This window comes from Candidatus Coxiella mudrowiae, from assembly GCA_001077715.1.
Lineage (GTDB): Bacteria > Pseudomonadota > Gammaproteobacteria > Coxiellales > Coxiellaceae > Coxiella > Coxiella mudrowiae.
The window spans coordinates 1,212,676-1,234,714 of record CP011126.1 but is presented as its reverse complement, the minus strand read 5'-3'; the positions used below and the strand labels follow the sequence as shown (position 1 = coordinate 1,234,714).

The following is a 22,039-nucleotide window of genomic DNA, read 5'->3' as shown; positions in this document are numbered from 1 at the left end:
ATGATTACTGGGTGGGATCCGTGGTGGATAGTATACGGAATTTATGAGCGACGGCTCTGTTTGGTAGCTCATTAATTTTCTTTTTTATTCTAGGTGCGATCTTTTTCTTACTACTAAGTGCGTTGGTAGCAGTGGAGCTTTCATCGAACAGTAAAGATCTGGGTGGGATTTACTCGTGGGTAAAAAGTGCTTTTGGTGTACAATTTGGCTTTCTTGCGATCTGGTTCCAGTGGATAGAAAATGTTATTTGGTATCCGACTATCTTATACTTTATTACAGGGACGATTGGCTATTTAATTTCTCCTACTTTAGCTTTAGCGCAATGAACAAAATTTTTTTTAGTTACCACAATTTTATGTGCCTTCCGGGGTATAACTGTCATTAATTTATTTGGAATTAAATCTTCAGCGCAGTTTAGCAATTTTTGCACATTAGCGGGGTTGTTATTACCTATGACGTTAATTATCGCTTTAGGTGCTGCGTGCTTATTTTCCGGGAAACTGATACAAATTTCTTTTCATGCAGAAGAACTGTTACCTCATGTTAAAAGTGGGATGTGGGTAGGGTAGCTTTAACAGGTGTAATGATGTCTTTTTGTGGGATGGAAATCATCGCGACTGTCCATGCTTCCGATGTAAATAACCCGCAAGGAGCTTATCCCAGAGCAATGTTAATTGCCACATTTATTATTGTAATTACTTTAATTTGTGGATCGTTGTCGATCGTTATGGTTTTACCGAGGAAAGAAATTAGTTTGGTCACTGCAATTATGCAGGCGTTTGATGCATTTTTTTAATATTTATGATTTAAATTCGATTTTACCTGGTAATTGCGTTGATGTTAATTATTGGAGGGATGGGCAGAGTTAATAATTGGATTATTGCACCTACTCGCGATTTGTCTTATGCTTTACAAGATGCCCAAATAAATTTTCATTTCTTGTGTGAAAACTGCTTGGGCGCTTCCGGTACTTTATTAATTTTATAAGCATTCATTGTCATGGAGCTGGCATTAGTTTTTTTATTATTGCCCAGTGTTAATGCTTCATATTGGTTATTGACTGCTCTGGCTTCGCAATTATATATGTTTATGTATATTCTTAATGTTTATTGCTGCTATTCGATTGCGTTATAAAAACATTTAAAAGCTCAAAGGCCTTTAAATTTCTCGAAGAAATTGGGTAATTTGGATGGTTGCCCTAGTAGGTTTAATTGGCTCGGTTACTAAGTTAATTGTAGAATTTATTCCGCCCAATACCATTCTTTTAAGCAGTATTTTCAGTATGAAATATTGTTCAGCACAGGTTTAGTAGTTATGAGTCTTCCTTCCATTGATTTTATATTTTATTACTCGAAACCGAACGATATCTTCCTTTTCACCAGTCTTTTCTACAGAAAGAGAGTAAGACTAACAAATAAGGTGAATTTTCATAAAATTTCATAAATTGAATAAATTCTTATTAGTGGTAACCTGTTTTATTAATTTCAAATTCTTCGACACTGCATACTTCGAATCTTTCATCGGTTGGACATTTGAGTCGTCCTAAATTTTTTCCTCGCGAAAGTGGTAAGGGATTTCATAGGCGGAAGTTATGCCAAGCCAAAAAATTTTCATTGCATAAAAATTAAAAGTAGCGATACTTGGACAAAATTATTTCCAAATTCAAAGGAGCGTCAATTAGTAATGCGACTCAATCAAATGAATATGTCCGTGACTTTGCGCCCGTGGATTCTCGTTCCGGATGAACTTATTGCAGCTAAGTTATAATTCTATTTCTCCATTGCCTTTAAAAGTTAATACTTAGGATAAAAAATTATTGCTCATCAAAATTTAAAAGAGCATGCCTTTGCTACCTATGACGCTGAAGGAAATTTGGTTCATTTGGGGACCTATTTCTGCTGGAAAGGATGGTTTGTTCTGATAGGGAAAATTTCGAAACAATTGTAGGAAAATTTAAAATATTTTGCGTACATGGTGAAAATTGTAAATTGGGAAAATATCCCATTGAAACTAACGGTGGTGCGCCGATGCCCTATTTGTATGTTTTTTTTATCGGGGTAATACACGGCTCTACCTTCCCAGGTTATCATAACAGTTACGGATGCGTTCGACTCTTTCATGAGGACTCTAAGTGGTTAAATGAATATTTCATAAAAATTGGCATGGCCGTTACAAGTTAACTTCTTAAAATTATTGACGACGCTGACAATTAAAATTTGCAAGGAGAAGATTGTTAGAGACCTGCTTTCTCTGGAGTTAGCGCTTCTAAGAACATGCTGTTAGCAAAACTGAATAAGGAATTTAAAGCGACAACGACGCCAATTAGTCCATCCAAATCCATCTTGTACGGGATATTCTCCTCCACTAGCTATACTAGAAGGATTTTAGATATTATATTTCTCCATAATTTTCCCTATGTGTTGAAATACTAAACGGTTTAAGGATAAACTACCGTTCGGTGATAATTTTTGACTGAGCCTTAAAACCGTAATTTAGTAAACCTTTAATAACAATCCAATGAAGGGGGATATCCATTGGGTTTATCCCATTGCTGATTGTTTTCTGTAAAATAGTAATTAACATACCCTCATAAAGGAAATAATTTAACAATTTGTGAGTAATAGCTGTGGTTTGAGGTAAGGAAGCTAATTTGAAGAATGAAGGAAAAGCAGCTGCTATAATGTATGAACTGTCGATCTTTTCTCTTCGCTCCAGCAATAATCAAAGTGGAATTGCTCCTCAGGAAGGATCCCAAAAAAATTTTTCGATGGCCTGCTTTCGATATTCCGCTCGCCACTGATAAAATTCAGCCTTATTATAATTTTTAAAGTGGCGAAAATAATCAGCCAGTTTATTTTCGATTTTATTTTCGATATTAAATAGAAAAACATTCAAATCAACAGGAATTAATTCAGTGGTATAAAGTGAAGTCAGTGACGTATTATCGTGCATCCAGCGAGATGAAAAATCACACCCTGACTCACAGGCTGCCTGAATATTTTGAAAAAGTTGAAGCTTCTGAAAAGAATTCGGATGAGCGAAATTCTTTGTAAGAGCCATTACGAGATCTAAGCGACCTGAACAAGCGAGACCTTCAGCGGTGAAATACGTAATGCTGATCGATAAAATGAGTAAAATCAAATCCTGGCTGCTCCTTCTCCTGACTAAATCAAAGCATTATCTGGGGGATGGTGTTTGATGAATCTAATCTGTAAATAACGTCTAATAACGGAAAAGTAGGAGGAATAAAAGCCCCCTAGGGGGGGATACGCATTAGGGTGAAGGACTCTATTGGCCACCCAATTGCCAAAATTCCACACCGGTTATCTTAGAGCCCACTGTCCCCCCCCCAGTGCTGAGAAAATTAAAAGTATACCCCATCCATGGTGCTATGACGGTATTTGGATAAAGCGCTCAGCATAGTCGAACACACGGTAGGGTAGGGTATAAATAGGTGCCAGAAAAAAAGCCTGATAAGCGGAAAGAGATAGGCTCGCCTAGGGCGCTTGACTCTATGCATTCACAATGCCCACTTGCAGAGTGGGCCGACAGAATAACACGATAATCGTTAATGCGGAAGCGACTATGTAGATAACCGGCAGTACCATCCAATGGACTTTCTTAAGTAAAAAATCAGCAGATAAGCGCCCAATAGTATAAGCTCGCGAAAGAATACTCGCCATTTCGACATTCATTGTAGGCGTTATATGTAAAACTTTACTATTAAATGTAGGAAGCCAAGTGCTAATTCCTTGCTCGATAAATACATAACCAAAAACAGCAATGATAAATGTAATTATGGGCGGATGACGGATGAGAGTCATCATTTCGAGGAATTTCTTTTTCGTAGAGTACCGCGTGGATCGAATATGGGACTCCTCAAAACGAATGGTAGTTAAGAAAAGAAAAGTAACTGTAGCTAATCCTCCTAAAAGCCAGAATTCATCAAGACAGGTTGTGTGAGGTAAATTGATAAAAAAAGTAAAAATTCAGTACCCACCACAATATACCGATCATGAAAATTCCTTCAAAAGTACTGGTAAAGCTAACGTGTTCTTGTTCGTTTTTTGTAATTAAACGAATTGTGGAATGAACGGAAACTTTAACCAAAGCAATAACCAATCCCTACGCTTATTAGCAAGAGATAAATCATTCACATTTGGTTAATTATTGGTGTCAAATAGCAAGTGATGCTGATGAGGGCTAAGCCTAATAGCATAAAAGTTTTGTAGCCAAGACGAGGTAAATAGGCATCTATCAGAAATGAAAAGATAACAATGGTGATGTCTTTGTAGGTATCTAGGTTGCCAGTCTGTGATTTAGAGATATTATATTGATTAATAACTTCTAGGATTACTGTATTAACACAATAAAGTGAAAGTTTGACTTTCCATACAGTCATGGAGGTCTCTAAACTATACAGATTTTATTCGTTTTGTAACTTTAGAGTGAAGTTTGATCAAATTAAGAAAACTCTTTTGCTGTGACTATCTCTTTGTCTAAATTGTTAGGAAGTGCTTTAGATGATGTCTCTGAAATAATTTCTTTTTTTCGCAATATAAATAAATAGGATAGAAGCAAAAAAAGTAAAAGACCAAGAGGAATAAGTGAAAGTCTCAGATCCGCGTAGCCACCTTGTCATTGAAAAAAATACCCCTGTTAATTTTGAACCCATAGTCCTACCTAGTGTAGAAAAAATCATAATTAGGCCCATCATTGCACTATGGCGAGGAAGGGGAAATGCACTTAATAAAGTTGAGCAAAGTGCAGGATAAACCGCAGGAAGAGCGAAACCTATTAAAGGGAAGAGATAAGCGTGCCAGGGAGCATGCCACTAGGAAGTAACGGGCGTAGAGGATGGAGTATGGGCAGAAGGTAACAATAATAAGACCATACCAATCGAAATTAAAATGCATAGAAACAATAAAGTGAGCCAGCGAATTTTGCAAATTTTTTCAATAAAAAACTACCCATTAAGCGTCTAATTACATAAGCACATTATAAAATACTTGCTATTTCAACACTCATCGTTGGACTCAGACGTAAAATTTTATTATTGAAATGGTAAGCACGTGCTAATACTTTGTTCAATAAAAACATAGGCAAGAATACTAATAATAAAAATAATCATCACGCCGTGGTGAGCGAGTGCTATCATCTCGTTAAAATCTTGTTTCGCAGAATAGTTCAATGCAGTTCTTTCATTTTCTTTTATCCGAGTAGTAGCTAATAATATAAATGCCACTGTAGCCAATCCTCCCAAAAGCCAAAAGCTGTCCAGCCAAGTAGTCGAAGATGAATTAATGAAAAAGCTAAAAATCCAATAGCCGCTTAAAACGGCTATCATAAAAATGCCTTTGAGCGTACTTGCAAAGCTGGCGTGTTCTTGCTCACTTTTGGTAATTAAACCAATGCTCGAATACACCGATACTTTAACCAGGGCAAAACCTATTCCCACATTAATTAGTAAAAGATAAATCATGCAGATTTGACCGATAATAGGCGTTATAACAAGTAATACTAATAACTGCCCAGTAGCATTGAAAATTTATAACCCAAACGCGGTAAATAAGTAGCGATAACAAGGGAAAAAACAGCAATGGTGATACCTTTATGCATCTAAGTTCTCTGCTTGAGATTTAGTAACGTGATAATGATTAATAACCTAAAGAATAACGGTCCCAACATAATTAAAAGAATGGCGAAAACAAAATAATTTAAGAAAAGAAAGGGCTTAACCTCTCTATAGGATATAGATCATGCTAATTTTTGATTTACCCTATAAAATAAACCCTACCATCATAGGTTTTATTTAAGAATATTTTTTAAGGTATACGCATTCGACCATTTTTTCAAGCGTAAAAAATCTTTAAGATTTTATTAATGAGGTGAGCTACCATAGTATTAAATTCATGGGGTGTCTCTTGCGCCAGAATTATCAAAAATTACCTGGTTTAGAAAAGTTAAATTTAGTTTCTGCCTCTGACTATAATAGCTAAATAGAGTCTGGTGCAAAGAGTCAGTTTTTAACTTGGATAAGAAACGATCTCAAGCTTTTCCCTCCAAATAAATTTTCCCAATTAATCTGGAAAGATTGAATAATTAGCCATTTTTCATGGAAAGGTAGTTCGGCTATTTTTTCTGTGGCTGTTTCTTCTTTGGTGTGCGTTTTCCTCTCTAAAAGCTTTAGTGATAAGGAAGGGATAGAGTATTTTTTATCTGTTCCAGAGAAATTGTCGATTTTCCCATTAGCTTCTCCTGCCACTTGGAATCGCGCAACTGAAAAAATAACGAAAGAATTAAAAGAAATTCAAGCTTCCAAGCAGAAATTATTTTATTTGCATAATTTAACGGGGGTTCTTGGTGCTGGTGCGAAAATGTTTGAAGCATGCATTGTTTAAGAACCACTTCCTCTTAAATACCTTTGCCTTCCTTTTAGGTTGATTGTGCCTTATTGGGTTAACGGCCCTGATTTGTATCAAATTCTAACAGAATTTACTGAGTTAAAATAGGTGGAAGTTATTTCTAACTTTATTTTTCGTACTAAGAAAAGCGATTTTTGAATACGCCAGTAGTGGAAAGATTTAAAAAAATAGAGCAGAATTAGTGGATGAGGCGACTGATGAGATGTCATTGAAAGAGTTAGCGAATTAGAATAATAAAATTCGAAATGTACAGCATGCAGAGGAACTATTCAAAATTTTATTTGAACCTTATCCTAAAGAGCGGCTTTCTAAAAGTAAATTTTTTCGATTTATCCTCTTTATAGCATTGGCAGTAGGCGTATTTGGACAAATTCAAACTTATAATGGTGGTCAACATGCCATTAGTGATTTTTGTGAATTGTTTTTGGACACAATGAAACTTTCTTCTGAATCAGTAAAACATACTTTTTTCCAAGATGATATTGCTGTTTTATTCGGCATCTTTTTTAGTTTCCAACGGAATGGTCCTTTAGGAATGAGTGCTTGTCGCGATATAGTCATTGATTGTCGACAACTTTTTTGAATGTTTGTAATAAGCGAAAACAATCTCAACTACTCCAGATTAGTACTTTAAGTAAGGGAATTTTTTTAGTGCTCTCGTCATTGGTTTTTTCAGAAGCATAGCTCTGGCTAATTTAGTTTCTGCTGAAGAAGCTGAGGGTAGGAGCCCCCGCGTAAGCGCGATTAATTTTATTAGCATGGCCCACTGCTTTCGCTATTTTTTTAGAACGCTTACGTTAGTAACCTGCATATTAATTAAAGGTGAAAATCTTTATCAACAAGCTAAAAAAAGAAATTGTTATTTAATCTAAAACCTAAGGAGTTTGAGCCAATCGTCTTTCCATGTAGCCTACGCTATTTTAGATCAAGCGGGAATTTTTTCAGAGCCGACAGAGGGAATGATGCCAAATACTAGTCCTTAAATGGTAGTTTCACCCACTTAGGATAAGTAGAGTTATGTTTTCCTAGTGGCACTGATCCTCCAGGTCCTTTTCTCAGCAACTGTCGCTATTTAATTCTTTGTTAAGCTTATAGCCGTTATTTTTGATTAATTTTTAAAAGAAATCAGCTCTTTTTTAGAAAAAAAGAGACCTTTCTTCATTTAAGAACGGATAGTAAGCTTTTTTCAATGTATTTTAATAGGCCTAATTTTTTTTAGGATTAATATGATTAAATCGTATCAAGAAGTAACGGCACTTTTGGGAACTTCTTGATATAGCGCATAGGGGATGTAGGATGGTGAAGCCGATCAATTTTTTCCTGGCTTTCCTTTTTTCAAATTATTTTCCTTTAGTAATTGTATTCGTATTTATTGGGAGAAAATCCTGAATGGGAAAAATTGGTGTTATTACTCAAAAATTGTCATACCGAAACCATAAAGCGACCGATTGCGACTTTTATGGGCTGGTTACTACGGGTCGTCAACCCTTCCGACCAGGAAGGTCGAGAATGGCTTCGCAAAATATTTCAATTGGATTTTGATGATTTGTTATCCGAAGAAGATCGCCGACGTAATGAAGATTTAACGGTTAATTCGCTCTTATATACCGTTAGTAAGCGATATGATTGCGCAAGGCAAAGATGAGTGGGTCCAATTATTTTTAACATACGGAGGAACCTCCGAATCTATTCAGGCTTTGGTGCTAGCAGACTATGAACCTCATTACAACAGCCTAGAAGAAATAATTTATAGAAGTTGGGGCTTCGGCGCTTTTAAAAATTTAAAATATGACACTATTATCATTATTCAGTTGCTTCAGAAAATAGATATACAAAAAGTAGTCATTTTATTTGTCCCGGAGATTACACGATTAAAGAGAAATCGGATACCCCTGTCGCTATAGTGGAAAAATCTATACGGATTAAAGAGAGCGCGTATCGATATATTGATGTTGACACATATAAGCTTTTGTTAGAAATGATTAAATCTCTGGATGTCTCAGATCACCCAGAGCTACGAAATTGACGATTAAGTGCTGAAGAGTGCCATCAATTAGAATTAATTATTTCCGGTGTGATGAATTTATATCATCGCCCGGTTACGGACTCCGCTCGATTTCTTCATGAAGAATTAGAAGCCATAATCGCTCATTGGATTGGTAATCAAAGGATCGATAAAGAGGATTTCATTGAAATCAAGTGCCGAATGGAATCGGGGTGGGCTGATTATTGTAAGAAGAGAGTTTCTTTTAGCGATGTAAAACGAACGGCTGAGAAAATGGCGAACTACTATGAACGACTCGGCTATCCGGGACACGCCCGAGCGATTTTAGCGCAATTGCCCAGGGAAAATCAGCTTTCCGTCACAGGGGTTTTCCAAACGACCGTTTCGGGTGAGATTAGCCGCAACCATACTCGTTGTGATTCAACCGCTCAATCACTACTTTCCAGAGCAGGCTTACCGGTGATTACGGGACAGCCGGTTTACGTGAGCCAAGAGGGAAGAAGAAATGACATTGAATTTCTGTCACTCATTGTTCTTGGGTTGGGAGTGGCGGGTTTTATTCTTTCCTTGACCCAGAGTATTTCCCCGCTTGGGTGTCGTGCTGTGTTTGTCAGGCTGGAAATTCTCGTTATTAAGGGCGTCATTGAGCATTGGTGGAAGTTGGGGTTTGTTTAAATTAGGTAAAAAGATCACGAATCAGGTTTGCGATAGTCCTGCGAAAGTGAAAGTGAACACTTCGCGGATTCAAGTCCCTCCCTCCAGAAGGGACCTCGTCTCCTTTCCTTTCTCATACGGGCCCTTTAGATTAAGGCTGGAGAAACGGGCTGCTAAGGGGACTAAATCCGCTTCATGGGATTTGGCTTTATATTCCCTTCTGCTCGACAAATCGTCAAGAAGAGGCTACACTTCCAGGCTTATTGAAGGGGCGCAATTATGATGATAAGGATTAACCAGGAAGCTCTGACCTTTGATGACGTTTTGTTACTACCTGGCTACTCCGAAGTCTTGCCCAAAGATGTTTCACTCACTACGCGTCTGACTCGCAATATAACTCTTAATATTCCTCTATTATCCGCTGCTATGGATACTGTGACCGAAGCGCGCTTAGCCATTGCATTGGCTGAAGCAGGTGGTGTCGGAATCTTACATAAAAATATGAGCCCCGAACGCCAAGCGAGTGAAGTCCGAAAAGTGAAAAAATTTGAAAGCGGTGTTGTATTTCATCCTATTACTGTTTCGCCAGCTAGTACTATTGGTGAACTCAAAAAAATCACGAGCGAATACAATATTTCGGGGCTTCCTGTTGTAGAAGGTGAGCAGCTTGTTGGAATTATTACTAATCGCGATATTCGTTTTGAATCGGATATGGAGCAAAAAGTTGCTAATTTAATGACTCCAAAAGAACGCCTCATTACCATCAAAGAAGGCGCCACACGCGAAGAAATTATTAATCTTTTCCGCCCACATCGTGTAGAAAAATTGCTAGTAATCAACGAACGCTTTGAATTGCGTGGATTAATTACTGTGAAAGATATTCTACGCTCACAACAAAATCCCAATGCTTGTAAAACTGCTTCGGGACAATTGCGAGTGGGTGCAGCCATCGGTACAGAAAACGAAACTCCGGATCGGGTAGCTGCTTTGGTAGCCGAAGACGTTGATATTTTGGTGGTGGATACCGCACATGGCCATTCGAAAGGAGTTATTGATCGAGTGAAATGGGTTAAGAAGCATTATCCCGATGTGCCCGTGATTGCTGGTAATATAGCCACGGCTTCGGCAGCAAGAGCATTAACCGATGCAGGGGTTGACGCGGTTAAGGTCGGAATGGGGCCTGGGTCCATTTGTATTACACGCATCGTGGCGGGTATAGGAGTTCCACAAATTACGGCCATTTCGCAGGTAGCTTCTGAATTAAAAAATGATGATGTTTTTATCATTGCTGATGGAGGAATTCGATTTTCTGGCGATCTCTGTAAAGCCATTGGAGCGGGGGCACACGCTGTAATGATTGGTGGGTTGTTTGCTGGAACTGAAGAAGCGCCAGGGGAAGAGGTTTTGTATCAAGGTCGTTCCTATAAATCTTATCGGGGAATGGGTTCTGCGCGAGCTATGTTTGGAGCCTATGGTTCATCCGATCGATATTTTCAAGAAGCCCAAGAGAAACAAGAAAAATACGTTCCTGAAGGCATCGAGGGTCGTGTTCCTTATAAAGGTCCTTTACGAGGAGTGATTCATCAGTTGACTGGTGGTTTGCGCTCGGGGATGGGTTATACGGGTTGTAAGACGATCGAGGAAATGCGAACGAAAACTCAGTTTGTTCGCGTAACAAGTGCAGGGGTTCGAGAGAGCCATGCCCACGATGTAACAGTAACAAAGGAATCGCCAAATTATTCAGTAGAAGAGTAACAATAAATTATTTTCTATTTTTATGTTCATTTCATGGAAGGATAATAACAATTAACAATAAAATATGCCGAAAGATATCCATTACCATCGAATTTTGATCCTTGATTTCGGTTCGCAATATACGCAATTAATTACTCGGCAGGTGCGTGAAATTGGCGTATATTGTGAGTTAATGTCCTGCGAAGTGGATGAGCAAACCATTCGCAATTATAATCCTCACGGTATCATCCTTTCAGGAGGTCCTGAAACAGTCACCTTGAGCTACACTTTGCGTGCCCCTTCCATTGTTTTTGAAATTGGTTGTCCGGTATTAGGAATTTGTTACGGGATGCAAACGATGGTCTATCAATTAGGCGGCAAAGTGGATATGACCGCTAAGGCTGAATTTGGTCATGTGGAAGTGCGAATATTAAAGTCTGACTTATTATTTGAAAACATTGATGATCGCATCTCTTCTGAAGGTATTCCCTTATTAGATGTTTGGATGAGTCACAGTGATATCGTTACAAAATTGCCCCCGGGATTTGAAGCAACTGCCAGTACCGATAATTCTCCTTATGCAGCGATGGCTGACTTTAAACGACGGTTTTTTGGCTTGCAATTTCATCCTGAAGTTACGCACACGCCTCAGGGACATCGGATCTTAATTCAATTCGTTAAAGACATTTGTCAATGTCGAGCAACGTGGATAACGAAAAATATTATTGAAGAAAGCATTCATGAGATTCGTAATAAAGTGGGGAGTGGGAGAGTCATTGTAGGCTTGTCAGGCGGAGTAGATTCCGCTGTGACAGCAGCTATTGTGCACGAAGCGATTGGTGATCAATTGGTGTGTGTGTTAGTAGATACGGGGTTACTTAGATTAAATGAAGCGGACGAAGTATTGCGTGTATTCAAAAAACATATGGGTGTAAGGGTTATTTGCGTTAGTGCGAAAGAGCGTTTCCTGAAAGCCTTGGAAGGGGTTTTGGATCCAGAAGAAAAGCGTAAAATTGCAGGTGAACAATTTATTCGAGTTTTTGAGACAGAGGCTAGAAAGTTAGACGTCAATTGGTTGGGCCAGGGAACAATTTATCCCGATGTAATTGAATCTGCAAAAACAAAAACCGCGAAAGGCCATGTCATCAAAACACATCATAATGTAGGAGGATTACCGCTTAAAATGGATTTGCAACTTATTGAGCCCTTGCGGGAATTATTTAAAGATGAAGTTCGGAAATTGGGTTTAGAGTTAGGCTTGCCTTACGATTTAGTTTATCGCCATCCTTTCCCAGGCCCGGGTTTGGCTATTCGTATTTTGGGGGAAATTAAGGCTGAATACATTGATATATTACAACGTGCCGATGCAATTTTTATTGAAGAATTAAAAAAACATGATTATTACCACAAGGTGAGTCAAGCGTTTGTTGTTTTTATGCCGATAAAATCGGTGGGTGTTAAAGGAGATACGCGTCATTATAGTTATCTAGTAGCTTTGCGGGCTATGGAAACAGTGGATTTTATGACAGCACGCTGGGCAGAATTACCTTATGAATTTTTAACAAGCGTTGGTCAGCGAATTATAAATGAAATTAAAGAAATTTCTCGTGTGGTTTATGACATTACGAATAAGCCGCCAGCGACGATTGAGTGGGAGTAAAGAATGAAAAAGAACAGGCAAACCAGGCACAAGAAAATTTAGAGGCACCTTGGGAAAGGCGACAGGATTTGATTTTTTAGAAGGAAAGGCGTTGATCTTTTTTTTACCTTTGCAATGCTTATGTTGACTATTTTTTGTATTTTTAAAGATAACTATTAATCTCACGGCTATGGTAAATTTTAATGATCAGCGGTTTTTTCCTGAATTTAATTTATCTCCTGGTACCCGAAGAAGCTTTTTTGGATTCCTTTATGTTTTATGATTATAGCTTTATTTAAAGGAGATATTGAAGATTTGTGTAGACGAATTCATCATTTTCAACGATAGAATTCCCAAAAAAGGAAATAAGGATGTCACCTTCGCTAATAATCACCAGTGACCTGTTGGTTGCTGGGGTAGATGAAGCTGGGCGTGGTCTGTTAGCTGGGCCTGTAGTTGCTGCTGCAGTTATTTTAGATCCTGCAAAATCAATTGAAGGCATTCCTGACTCTAAAAAATTAACTGAAAAAAACGAGAAGAATTATACGAATTGATAATTCGAGATTGTAAGGCTTATGCCATTGCAAGTGCTGATGTTAATGAAATTGATTGCTTCAATATTTTGAGGGCAAGTTTATTAGCTATGCAGCGTGCGGTGAATCAATTAAATTTTCCTCCTAACAAAGTTCTAGTCGATGGGCGCGTTTGTCCGAAATTATCTTGCCCTGTAGAAACAATTGTTAAAGGGGATAGCTGTATTCCTGCCATTAGCGCGGTATCTATCTTAGCGAAAGTCGCTCGTGATCGGGATATGATTAAATATGACAAACAATATCCGGGTTATGGTTTTACTAAACTAAAAATAAAGGGTATGCAACTTCGCCTCACTTGAAAGCAATTTATCGGTTGGGCTTGTCGCCTATTCATCGAAAAAGTTTTGAACCGGTGAAGGAAATGATGCTTTTTCCTCGCTCTGAAGGTTAGGGTTATTTAGGGTTATATAAATAAAATATTTTCTGAGTCTAAAATTTTAGATTCGCTTATTAAATATGAAGATAAAGGCGCTTGTTGCCAGTCGAATATTATTTAGGAATCTGCTTCAGGATGTCAAGTTAGAGATGGAAAGGGAAAATCTTATATTGATTTTTCTTTGGGAGTCATGATTACGAATGCTGGCTATGATCATGAGCAAATTAAGCAGGTAATTATTGATCAATTGAATACTGAAGTTTTTACCAGCTATTCTTTTCCTATGGAGGCAATGGCAAGATTGGTAAAAAACTTTATCTTCTGTGATACCTTCAGATTATAAAACAGGTTTATTCAGTACAGGAGCTGAAGCAGTTGAAACTTCTATGAAAATAGCCCAATTGCGGACTATAAAATATAAATTAGGCTCAAAAGTATATTTTTATGTTTTCACAATTCTTTTTATAGAAAAACCCTGAGTTTATTAAGTTTAAGTAGGTTCTTCACGCCCTTAAAAATTTAATACCTAATGAGATCACTCAATCAATTTTTATCTATGCGACTCATCCAGAAAAATTATATTCAAACTGTGAAACTTTTTATGAATTCACAGACTGTTTGCAGTCCGAGTACATTAATGGGAACAACATTTCAGCTATGTTTTTGGAATGCTATCAGGGAACCACCGTGACTTTTCCTGAAAAAGAATACATTCAACGTTTAAAGGAATGGTGTCAATAGGATGAAATCTTACTTATTGTGGATGAAATCCAATCTATATTTTCTAAAACTGGAAAATAGTGGGCCTATGAGCATTATGATTATGAGCATTACGACATTCTTCAAGATGTTATTATTTCCGGTAAAGGAATCACTTCCTCTTTATCATTATCAGCTGTTATTATATAACTTGATGTCATTAATATTTATAAACCAAAGGAATTGAATTCTATGCATAGTGAAAATCCGATATACATACTGTGCAGTTGCTGAATCAAATATTTAGATTTTAAAAGAAGAAAAATTAGTTTAAAATTCAAAGGTTAGAGAATGTTTTTTATGGAAGAATTCTCTTTTCTGAAAATTCATTATTCTTTTCTTATAAGAGAGGTGAATTGTAAAAGGAGCTATATGGGCTATTTATATAGAGATTCATAGAGTAAATTATTTAACGATTGTAAAGTAGATTGTTCAAACGTGTATTTAAAATGGTTTGTTACTTCTGTATCGGGTAGGATACTCCAGTGCTTTTAGGTCGGTTATTAAACTTTCTCACTTTCTAATGATAATGATAATGATAATGATAATGATAATGATAATGATAATGATAATGATAATGATAATGATAATGCTAGCTTGTCACAAGAAAGTTGAATCTTCTGAGTGCACTATTGATCACTTTCCCGATCTTGGAAATTATTCTAGGTATTAAAAACTTTTTTGCTTTTTATAAGGACATTAAGAAATTACATAGCTCTAGAGTTGAATTAATTTTAGTACACGAAGGACATTTTTATGTGAACACACTCCTTACAAAAATTGATGAAAATATAGATGCTTACTTGGAAAAGATTCAGCTTCTTTTAAAGCAGTATCCATATATAAAGAGTATGGCGCTTAAAGATTTTTCTAGAACAAGATACTTATGAAAGTTGTCGGAAAGCTTTTTTAAAAATCATTTAATTATAGACAAGGAATGTCGAAAGAAGATTGAAAAGTAAGAGAAAATTAAAAAACTGTATGTAGTCTATAAAAAAATATATTGCACAATTTTAAAAAATAAGAAATCTGAAGCGAAACAAAATGCAATAAATCAGCTGAAACTTTATCTTGGATTTAGAAACTTAGTCAAAAAAACATTTTGAAAATGAAGTTTATATTAGACTTTCGTAACTTTTCAAGGGACCTAAATTTTCGCATTACTTGGCAGTAGATTTTTGGTGAACATCATTTATCAACACCTTCATTTAATACAGTAGTGAAAAGAAGCATGGAAGATATGATTTTATAAAAAAGATTGAAGCTGTTGAATGTGGATATAAGCTGGAATATTTTGAAGATTTTTTATTTTAAATACAAATTGTTCAAATATTTATTTTTTTATTTAGTATTCTGATTTCACTAGTTATTATTTTTATTCATAATTTATCATAAACGTTAAATCGATTAATTATTATTTTTTATTTTTCTTTTTTTATATAATTTATTGTATTAAATAAACTATCTCAATTATGAAGTAAAATGGCTATAGAATGGAAAAATGTGTTAAGATTGAATTTATCTACCTGCATTGATTAGATCTTGATATTTTTAGTTTTAAAATATATTAATGGATCAATTGTTAATAATATTGTGTTTGTCACTTTACCTGTGGCAACTTTTTTCTTTCTTTTCGTTCTATGAGAATTATAAAAAAAACAAGGAATCAATGCTTTTTTTTAATTTATTGATATTTTTAATTCTAATTTTTTTATCTATTCATTATTATAGTTTGGTTGCCATATCAGAAAAAGAAATTATTTTATTAGCTGTAGGATTTTCTTTTATTGCAGGCGTTATGACAGGACTTACTGATATTTTTAGTAAAAATTTATTTAAAGGTAGGTTTAATACACTTTCTGTATTAAAAATATCATTTCTTTTTCTTATAGTCTCTGCTTTTGTCGTGTTTAAGATCACGCATATTAACTTAATGGTTAGCTTCCCTGATCTGATTAATTTTATTTTGCTATCACTGCTCTTTGTATTCCTTTCTACTTATTTTTTTCTAGAAAGAAATTGAAAGAGCAACACCTCTTTCAGCGAGTCTTATTGCGGCTTCTATTCCTGTTTTAATGTTTTTCATTAAATTGTTTGATATGCGTTATTCTTTTTCTATCACTGATTTTTTTGATTATTTTTTGTTTAAGTTTCAGAATTTGCCTTTCCGCTTGGTTTTCTAATATTGGTTTTATATACTATTTAAATAGTATTTTTCTAAATTTTTTCTTAGTTTATTCATATTGGAAGAGAGCATTTTATAATTTTTCAGACAATTATAGGATTTCCTAAAATTATACTGCCTTTAGTAAGGTATTTTCTCCTCCATTAATTTCATAAGCTACACCACCTGATTCTTTTACTAATAAAGATCTAGTAGCAATGTCCTAGTAGTTACTTGTGGCCTGTCCAGGCTGCGTCATAGTAACCGTCAGCTACATAAGCCATATCTAATGGAAATGATCCGCTGTAGCGAAACTCTTTAATTTTATGGTGTAATTTTGGGAGGGTGAACGAATAAGTTTTTTCTAGAATCTTAGCATAGGAGGGAGGGGGAGGAATATGGCAGCGAATAAACGACCGTAAAAATCTAGTTTGGATGTGACTGATATTTTTTCCATTTAAAGTAGATCCTTTTTATGCACAAAAATAATTAATCTAATATAAGGGTTATCTAATATAGGGTTATAAATAACCCCCTTCTGTGATTTCTTCTTTCATTTGTAGAGCGATAGAAACGTTATAGAATGGCAGACGACCATGTAAAAAAAATATTAGTTCCATCCAAGGAATCAATTATTCAACAATAGTTTGCGTTGGAGTCCTCTTGACTATTTTCTTCAGAGAGGATTACGTTCGAGGTAGGAATTTTTAATAATGTTATTAATAATTTTTTCAGCAGTAATATCTACTTCACAAATGACTACTTCACAAATGAAATCATTTGATGTTTTTCTAAGGCTTTTAATTTTATATAAGATAGTGACTTTGTTCATGTATTTAATTTCCTGCTGTTACAGCAGCTTGTGAAGCAATTTTAATAGGATCATTCATGTGCGTTAATGATAAAAAACTTATTTCAATTTAATAGTGATCGACAACATTGAATCCAGTTTTGCAAATTGCCGATCAATTCCCTATTATCTTTTAAAGTTAATTCTCAAGGTTTAAGTAAGGGCTCTATGGAAAAAAAACTAACTGTTTCAGTACTTTGTGGGGGGCGTTCCCCGGAGCACGAAATTTCTATTCAGTCGGCTCGAAACATTGTGGTAGCATTGAGCCCTGATAGATATAAGGTCTCGGTGGTATATATTGATCAAAGTGGAAAATGGTATCTTATTGATGATAAAGAAAATTTTTTAACCCAGGGGCCTCAGAATTTAGTTTCTGCTGAGAAGGCTGTCCCTATTACTATTGCGTTAGGAGAACAAATAAGACCTTGGCGAGTGCTTAATGGTGAAAAGCATTTTTATGGACTGGACTGTGTCTTCCCTATGATTCATGGAACTCAAGGTGAAGACGGGGTCCTCCAGGGGCTACTGGAACTTTTGAACCTACCCTACGTGGGCGCTAATGTTCAAAGTTCTGCTATTTGTATTGAAAAAGATATCACTAAGAGCTTACTGCGAGCGGCGAAGGTACCAGTAGTCGACTGGCACACTTTGTGGCCTTTTGACCGGCTTGAAGGAGTTTATGAACGCCTGATCGATCAATGGGAAACCACCGAGCTTTTTATGAAAGCTGTGAGCCTGGGTTCTTCCGTAGCTATTTTTCCTGTCAAAAGTGCAATAGAATTCCAAAAAAGAGCTGAGAATATTTTTTGTTATGATGATCGGCTTATTGTTGAACCTAGAATTTACGGACGGGAAATCGAATGTGCTGTATTGGGAAATGGACACCCAAAAGCTTCGTTGCCGGCCGAAATTATATCCAACCATGATTTTTATTCTTACGAGGCAAAATATCTTGATCCCAATGGTGCGACTACCACGACCAGCGTGAATCTTCCAGAAGAAATAATTGGAAAAATCCAACAAATAGCTATTGATGCTTTCAAGATTGTTCGTTGTTCCGGAATGGCGCGGGTAGATTTTTTTGTGACTCCCCAAAATCAGATAATGGTAAATGAAATAAATACGATTCCAGGGTTTACCAATATTAGTATGTATCCAAAAATGTGGGAAGCGACAGGTTTATCCTATTCAGCATTATTAGATCGGTTAATTGAATTGGCGCTGGAGCGCCATCAAAATCAGCAAAAATTAATTCGTCGTTATCCAATTAACAAACAATGACAGAAACAATTAGAATCCAATGTTTGTTCAGCCTGGATGGTTTAAAAACACTAATCCAGAGCGAATCCCGAAACAGAGTATTAATTGATGAGTTTGTTTATCCACTTAAAAGTTCATAGCGAATATTCGATCGTCGATAGTGTGATACGCGTGGATCAACTTTTGCAACGCATTGTGGATTTAAAAATGCCAGCTGTTGCTTTAACCGATGAAGTTAATCTTTTTGCACTTATTAAATTTTATCGTGGGGCACTAAACAAAGGTGTAAAGCCCATTATTGGAGCTGAATTAATATTAGCCGAAGGTGAAGAATTATTCCGTTTTTCGGTCCTCTGTAAAAACCAAATTGGTTTCCGTCATCTTATTCAATTGTTATCTCGAGCTTATGTAGAAGGGCGTCAACGTGAGAAAGCCCTCATTCGGTGGGAATGGTTAATGGAAGCAAAAGAAGGTTTAATTGTTTTGTCAGGAGGACGGCAAGGAGACATAGGCCAAGCATTGTTGCAGAATCGAAATGTTCTAGCAGAAGAACGCTTAGCACGATGGTTAAAGTATTTTCCCGATCGATTTTATCTAGAATTACAGCGAACCCAACGTGATCAAGAAGAGGAATATATCCATTCCGCTGTTACATTAGCTTTGGCTTACGACGTTCCTGTGGTAGCGACCAATGATGTCCGCTTTTTACATCAAGAAGATTTTGAAGCACACGAAGCTCGGGTTTGTATCCAACAGGGATATCTATTAGATGATCCTAGTCGTCCTCGCGGTTATAGTAATCAACAATATTTGAAAAGCACGGAGGAAATGAAAATACTATTTTCTGACATCCCTGAAGCGTTAGAAAATACCTTGGAAATTGCTAAACGCTGCAATGTTCAAGTTTCTTTAGATGAAGTTTTTTTACCTAAATTTCCTGTTCCAGATAATCGAACTGAAGAAGATTTTTTCCATGAACAAGCAAAACGCGGTTTAGAAGAGCGCCTGGGTAAATCAAAAATAAAAAACATTTATGAAGAACGATTAGAAAGAGAAATCGATGTTATTATAAAAATGGGATTTTCAGGCTATTTTTTAATCGTTGCCGATTTTATTGCCTGGGCTAAAAAAAGTGATATTCCAGTGGGTCCCGGTCGTGGTTCAGGAGCAGGATCTTTAGTGGCCTATTCGTTGGGTATCACGGAACTGGATCCTTTAGAACATGAATTGTTATTCGAGCGGTTTTTAAATTTAGAGCGCGTTTCTATGCCCGATTTCGATATTGATTTTTGTATGGAAGGGCGAGATCGCGTTATTGATTATGTAGCAGAATGTTATGGTCATGACGCTGTAGCACAAATTATTACTTATGGCACCATGGCTGCGCGCGCAGTTTTACGCGATGTAGGGCGCGTACTTGGATTGCCCTATGGATATGTCGATAAAATCGCGAAACTTGTTCCTTTTGAACTGGGAATGACATTAAAAAAAGCCATGGATCAAGAGGGAATATTAGCAAAATGTTACGCAGAAGACGACGAAATCAAAAATCTTATTGATCTTGCGATGAAATTAGAAGGACTCGCGCGTAATGCGGGGAAACATGCAGGAGGTGTAGTAATTGCACCTACTAAATTAACAGATTTTGTACCTCTTTATTCAGAACCTAATAATGATCATCTAGTTACCCAATTTGATAAAGATGATGTAGAAGCGGCCGGTCTTGTCAAATTCGATTTTCTGGGATTGCGTACGTTGACTATTATCAAATGGGCAGTGCAAAGTGTGAATGCGAAACGAAAAGCGCAAAATGAACCTTTGTTGGACATTAGTACTATTCCGTTAGACGACAAAAAGACTTATGAACTTTTAAAAAGTTGCGCGACTACTGCCGTATTTCAATTAGAATCACGAGGCATGAAGGATTTAATTCGTCGCCTAAAACCTGATAATTTTTCTGATATCATGGCATTAGTAGCCTTATTTCGTCCGGGGCCTTTGCAATCGGGAATGGTAGATACGTTTATTGCTTGTAAACATGGCGAACAAAGTGTCCATTATCTTCATCCTGATTTAGAGCCTGTTTTACGATCGACTTACGGGGTTATTCTTTATCAAGAGCAAGTTATGCAAATTGCTCAAGTGTTGGCAGGTTACTCGTTGGGAGCTGCTGATGTTTTGCGTCATGCGATGGGTAAAAAAAAACCTGAAGAAATGGCTAAACAACGCGAAGTTTTTATAAAGGGTTCCACCTCTCGTGGATTAAAGGCTGATTTAGCGAACCAAATTTTCGATTTAATGGAGAAATTTTCAGGTTACGGATTTAATAAATCTCATTCAGCGGCTTATGCTCTGATTGCGTATCAAACAGCTTGGTTGAAAGCTCTCTACCCTGCTGAATTTATGGCAGCAGTTTTATCTTCGGATATGGATAATACCGATAAAGTTGTTAGTTTTATTAATGAATGTCGCGATATGGGGTTAGAATTATTGCCGCCATCTATTAATCGTGGACAATATCCTTTTACAGTCAACGTCAAGGGCCAAATTGAATACGGTTTAGGGGCTATTAAGGGGGTTGGTGAAGCTGCTGTTTTGCACATTGTGGCTTGCCGTGAAGAAGAAGGAGAATTCAAAGGGCTTTTTGACTTTTGTCATCGAGTAGATTTACGAAAAGTTAATCGGCGTGTATTGGAACCTTTAATTAAATCTGGTTCAATGGATGTTTTTGGGGGTTCGCGCGCCTCTTTGATTAAATCATTAGATAAGGCGCTTCAATCAGCCGAGCAAAAAAATCGCAATGCCCAATTGGGCCAAAATGATTTATTTGGTAATGAGCCGGATACAAAACAGGACGAAAATTATGAGGATACACCCGAATGGAATGATAACGAGCGGTTGCGGGGGGAAAAGGAAACCTTGGGTTTCTACGTAACTGGTCATCCCTTACAAGCTTGTGAGAAGGAAATAAAAACCATAGGGGCTGTTCCCATTGGCCAGTTAGTTGCTTCGAAAAAAAACTCAGTGGTGATTGCTGGTATGGTATTGGCGATAAGCAATCTAATAACCCGAAGCGGCAAGCGGATGGCCATTCTTACGCTTGAAGATCGTACCGGGATCATAGAAGTCACTTTATTTAGCGAGCTTTATCAGCAGGTAGCAGGGGATTTAGATAAAAACACCATTTTGATTGTTCGTGGAATGGTAGGAAAAGACGATTTTACAGGCGGATTAAAAATCGTGGCTGACCTTATTTATACGCTGGATAAAATGCGAGAACAGGCCAAACGACTGTTAATTCGAGTCACAGCAAAGGAAGAAGTTAATCGATTGCTCACGGAGCTGCCTCTGTTAGTCAAGGGCAATCTGAAAGGACAATGCCCTATTGCCATTGCTTACCAAGGCGAAACTGCATCAGCTGAATTAATGTTGGGTGAAACCTGGAAGGTTAAGCCTAGCGAAGAGCTTTTGAGTCAACTCAGCCAATTGTGTGGCAAAGAAAAAGTGGAACTTGAATATTAGATACTCCATCTAATTAAATCGTGGTTGAAGTATTAAGGATGAGGATAAGAGATGATAG

General features: G+C 36.8%; 15 protein-coding genes and 3 pseudogenes. 14 read left to right on the top strand and 4 right to left on the bottom strand.

The annotated features are described in order from the left end of the window. Positions 1-56: 56 nt before the first annotated feature. The 4 genes and pseudogenes from CleRt_RS14195 (at position 57) to CleRt_RS12155 (ending at position 1,767) form a co-directional block, all read left to right on the top strand. Positions 57-569 (top strand): annotated as a pseudogene (locus tag CleRt_RS14195) (amino acid permease). After that, complete coding sequence (locus tag CleRt_RS12165; RefSeq protein WP_235378907.1) at positions 557-796, top strand: amino acid permease; 240 nt, start codon at positions 557-559, stop codon at positions 794-796. Before CleRt_RS14195 ends, CleRt_RS12165 begins: the two are co-directional and overlap by 13 nt. A gap of 38 nt (positions 797-834) precedes the next feature. Continuing rightward, entirely contained in the window at positions 835-987 is a 153-nt protein-coding gene (locus CleRt_RS12160) for a hypothetical protein (protein ID WP_235378905.1), read from the top strand. A 576-nt stretch (positions 988-1,563) separates the two neighbouring features. Next, positions 1,564-1,767, top strand: a complete 204-nt coding sequence (locus tag CleRt_RS12155) for a hypothetical protein (protein WP_235378904.1) — start codon at positions 1,564-1,566, stop codon at positions 1,765-1,767. 972 nt (positions 1,768-2,739) lie between these two features. Here the strand turns inward: CleRt_RS12155 and CleRt_RS12150 are convergent. The 3 genes from CleRt_RS12150 to CleRt_RS10735 form a co-directional block, all read right to left on the bottom strand. Beyond that, a complete protein-coding gene (locus CleRt_RS12150) occupies positions 2,740-3,141 on the bottom strand; it encodes a trehalase family glycosidase (protein ID WP_053097904.1) in 402 nt (133 codons plus the stop codon). Between the two features lie 371 nt (positions 3,142-3,512). Next, complete coding sequence (locus CleRt_RS08405; protein ID WP_371440262.1) at positions 3,513-3,890, bottom strand: MFS transporter; 378 nt, start codon at positions 3,888-3,890, stop codon at positions 3,513-3,515. Between the two features lie 1,163 nt (positions 3,891-5,053). Continuing rightward, positions 5,054-5,482: a hypothetical protein gene (locus CleRt_RS10735; RefSeq protein ID WP_053097900.1), complete on the bottom strand. Its 429-nt coding sequence runs from the start codon at positions 5,480-5,482 to the stop codon at positions 5,054-5,056. A 751-nt stretch (positions 5,483-6,233) separates the two neighbouring features. Between CleRt_RS10735 and CleRt_RS05760 the strand changes: the two genes are divergently transcribed. From CleRt_RS05760 to CleRt_RS14190, 8 genes and pseudogenes are all read left to right on the top strand, one after another. Continuing rightward, entirely contained in the window at positions 6,234-6,401 is a 168-nt protein-coding gene (locus tag CleRt_RS05760; protein ID WP_157870869.1) for a hypothetical protein, read from the top strand. Positions 6,402-6,771: 370 nt separating this feature from the next. Continuing rightward, complete coding sequence (locus tag CleRt_RS05755) at positions 6,772-7,008, top strand: hypothetical protein (RefSeq protein WP_048875414.1); 237 nt, start codon at positions 6,772-6,774, stop codon at positions 7,006-7,008. A gap of 819 nt (positions 7,009-7,827) precedes the next feature. Then, positions 7,828-8,070 (top strand): hypothetical protein, encoded by a 243-nt coding sequence (locus tag CleRt_RS05750; RefSeq protein ID WP_162198810.1) that lies wholly within the window; start codon positions 7,828-7,830, stop codon positions 8,068-8,070. 432 nt (positions 8,071-8,502) lie between these two features. Beyond that, complete coding sequence (locus tag CleRt_RS05740) at positions 8,503-9,105, top strand: hypothetical protein (protein ID WP_048875000.1); 603 nt, start codon at positions 8,503-8,505, stop codon at positions 9,103-9,105. Between the two features lie 264 nt (positions 9,106-9,369). Continuing rightward, on the top strand, positions 9,370-10,839 hold the full coding sequence (gene guaB, locus CleRt_RS05730) for an IMP dehydrogenase (RefSeq protein WP_048875804.1): 1,470 nt from the start codon (positions 9,370-9,372) through the stop codon (positions 10,837-10,839). 64 nt (positions 10,840-10,903) lie between these two features. After that, positions 10,904-12,478 carry a glutamine-hydrolyzing GMP synthase gene (guaA, locus tag CleRt_RS05725; RefSeq protein ID WP_048875412.1) on the top strand — a complete coding sequence of 525 codons (1,575 nt, stop codon included), beginning with the start codon at positions 10,904-10,906 and terminating at the stop codon, positions 12,476-12,478. Positions 12,479-12,828: 350 nt separating this feature from the next. Next, a pseudogene (rnhB, locus tag CleRt_RS05720) lies at positions 12,829-13,441 on the top strand (ribonuclease HII). A gap of 124 nt (positions 13,442-13,565) precedes the next feature. Further along, positions 13,566-13,769 (top strand): annotated as a pseudogene (locus tag CleRt_RS14190) (hypothetical protein); the annotation flags it as partial. Positions 13,770-17,025: 3,256 nt separating this feature from the next. Here the strand turns inward: CleRt_RS14190 and CleRt_RS10230 are convergent. Beyond that, positions 17,026-17,181, bottom strand: coding sequence for a hypothetical protein (locus tag CleRt_RS10230; protein ID WP_157870868.1), 156 nt, complete (start codon positions 17,179-17,181; stop codon positions 17,026-17,028). A gap of 186 nt (positions 17,182-17,367) precedes the next feature. On the opposite strand from CleRt_RS10230, the gene CleRt_RS05705 reads away from it, so the two are divergent. Together CleRt_RS05705 and dnaE are read left to right on the top strand one after the other, a co-directional pair. After that, positions 17,368-18,480, top strand: coding sequence for a D-alanine--D-alanine ligase family protein (locus CleRt_RS05705; protein WP_048875409.1), 1,113 nt, complete (start codon positions 17,368-17,370; stop codon positions 18,478-18,480). A gap of 87 nt (positions 18,481-18,567) precedes the next feature. Continuing rightward, the gene (dnaE, locus tag CleRt_RS05700; RefSeq protein WP_048875408.1) at positions 18,568-21,981 is read left to right on the top strand and encodes a DNA polymerase III subunit alpha; all 3,414 of its coding nucleotides are present in this window, start codon (positions 18,568-18,570) and stop codon (positions 21,979-21,981) included. The last annotated feature ends 58 nt before the right edge of the window (positions 21,982-22,039 follow it).

Bases quoted from the DNA above. Each gene is read 5' to 3' on its own strand.
- CleRt_RS05705 (WP_048875409.1), top strand. From the start codon at position 17,368: ATGGAAAAAAAACTAACTGTTTCAGTACTTTGTGGGGGGCGTTCCCCG.
- CleRt_RS10735 (WP_053097900.1), bottom strand. From the start codon at position 5,482: ATGATTTATCTTTTACTAATTAATGTGGGAATAGGTTTTGCCCTGGTT.
- CleRt_RS10230 (WP_157870868.1), bottom strand. From the start codon at position 17,181: ATGAACAAAGTCACTATCTTATATAAAATTAAAAGCCTTAGAAAAACA.
- dnaE (WP_048875408.1), top strand. From the start codon at position 18,568: ATGAGTTTGTTTATCCACTTAAAAGTTCATAGCGAATATTCGATCGTC.
- CleRt_RS05740 (WP_048875000.1), top strand. From the start codon at position 8,503: ATGAATTTATATCATCGCCCGGTTACGGACTCCGCTCGATTTCTTCAT.
- guaA (WP_048875412.1), top strand. From the start codon at position 10,904: ATGCCGAAAGATATCCATTACCATCGAATTTTGATCCTTGATTTCGGT.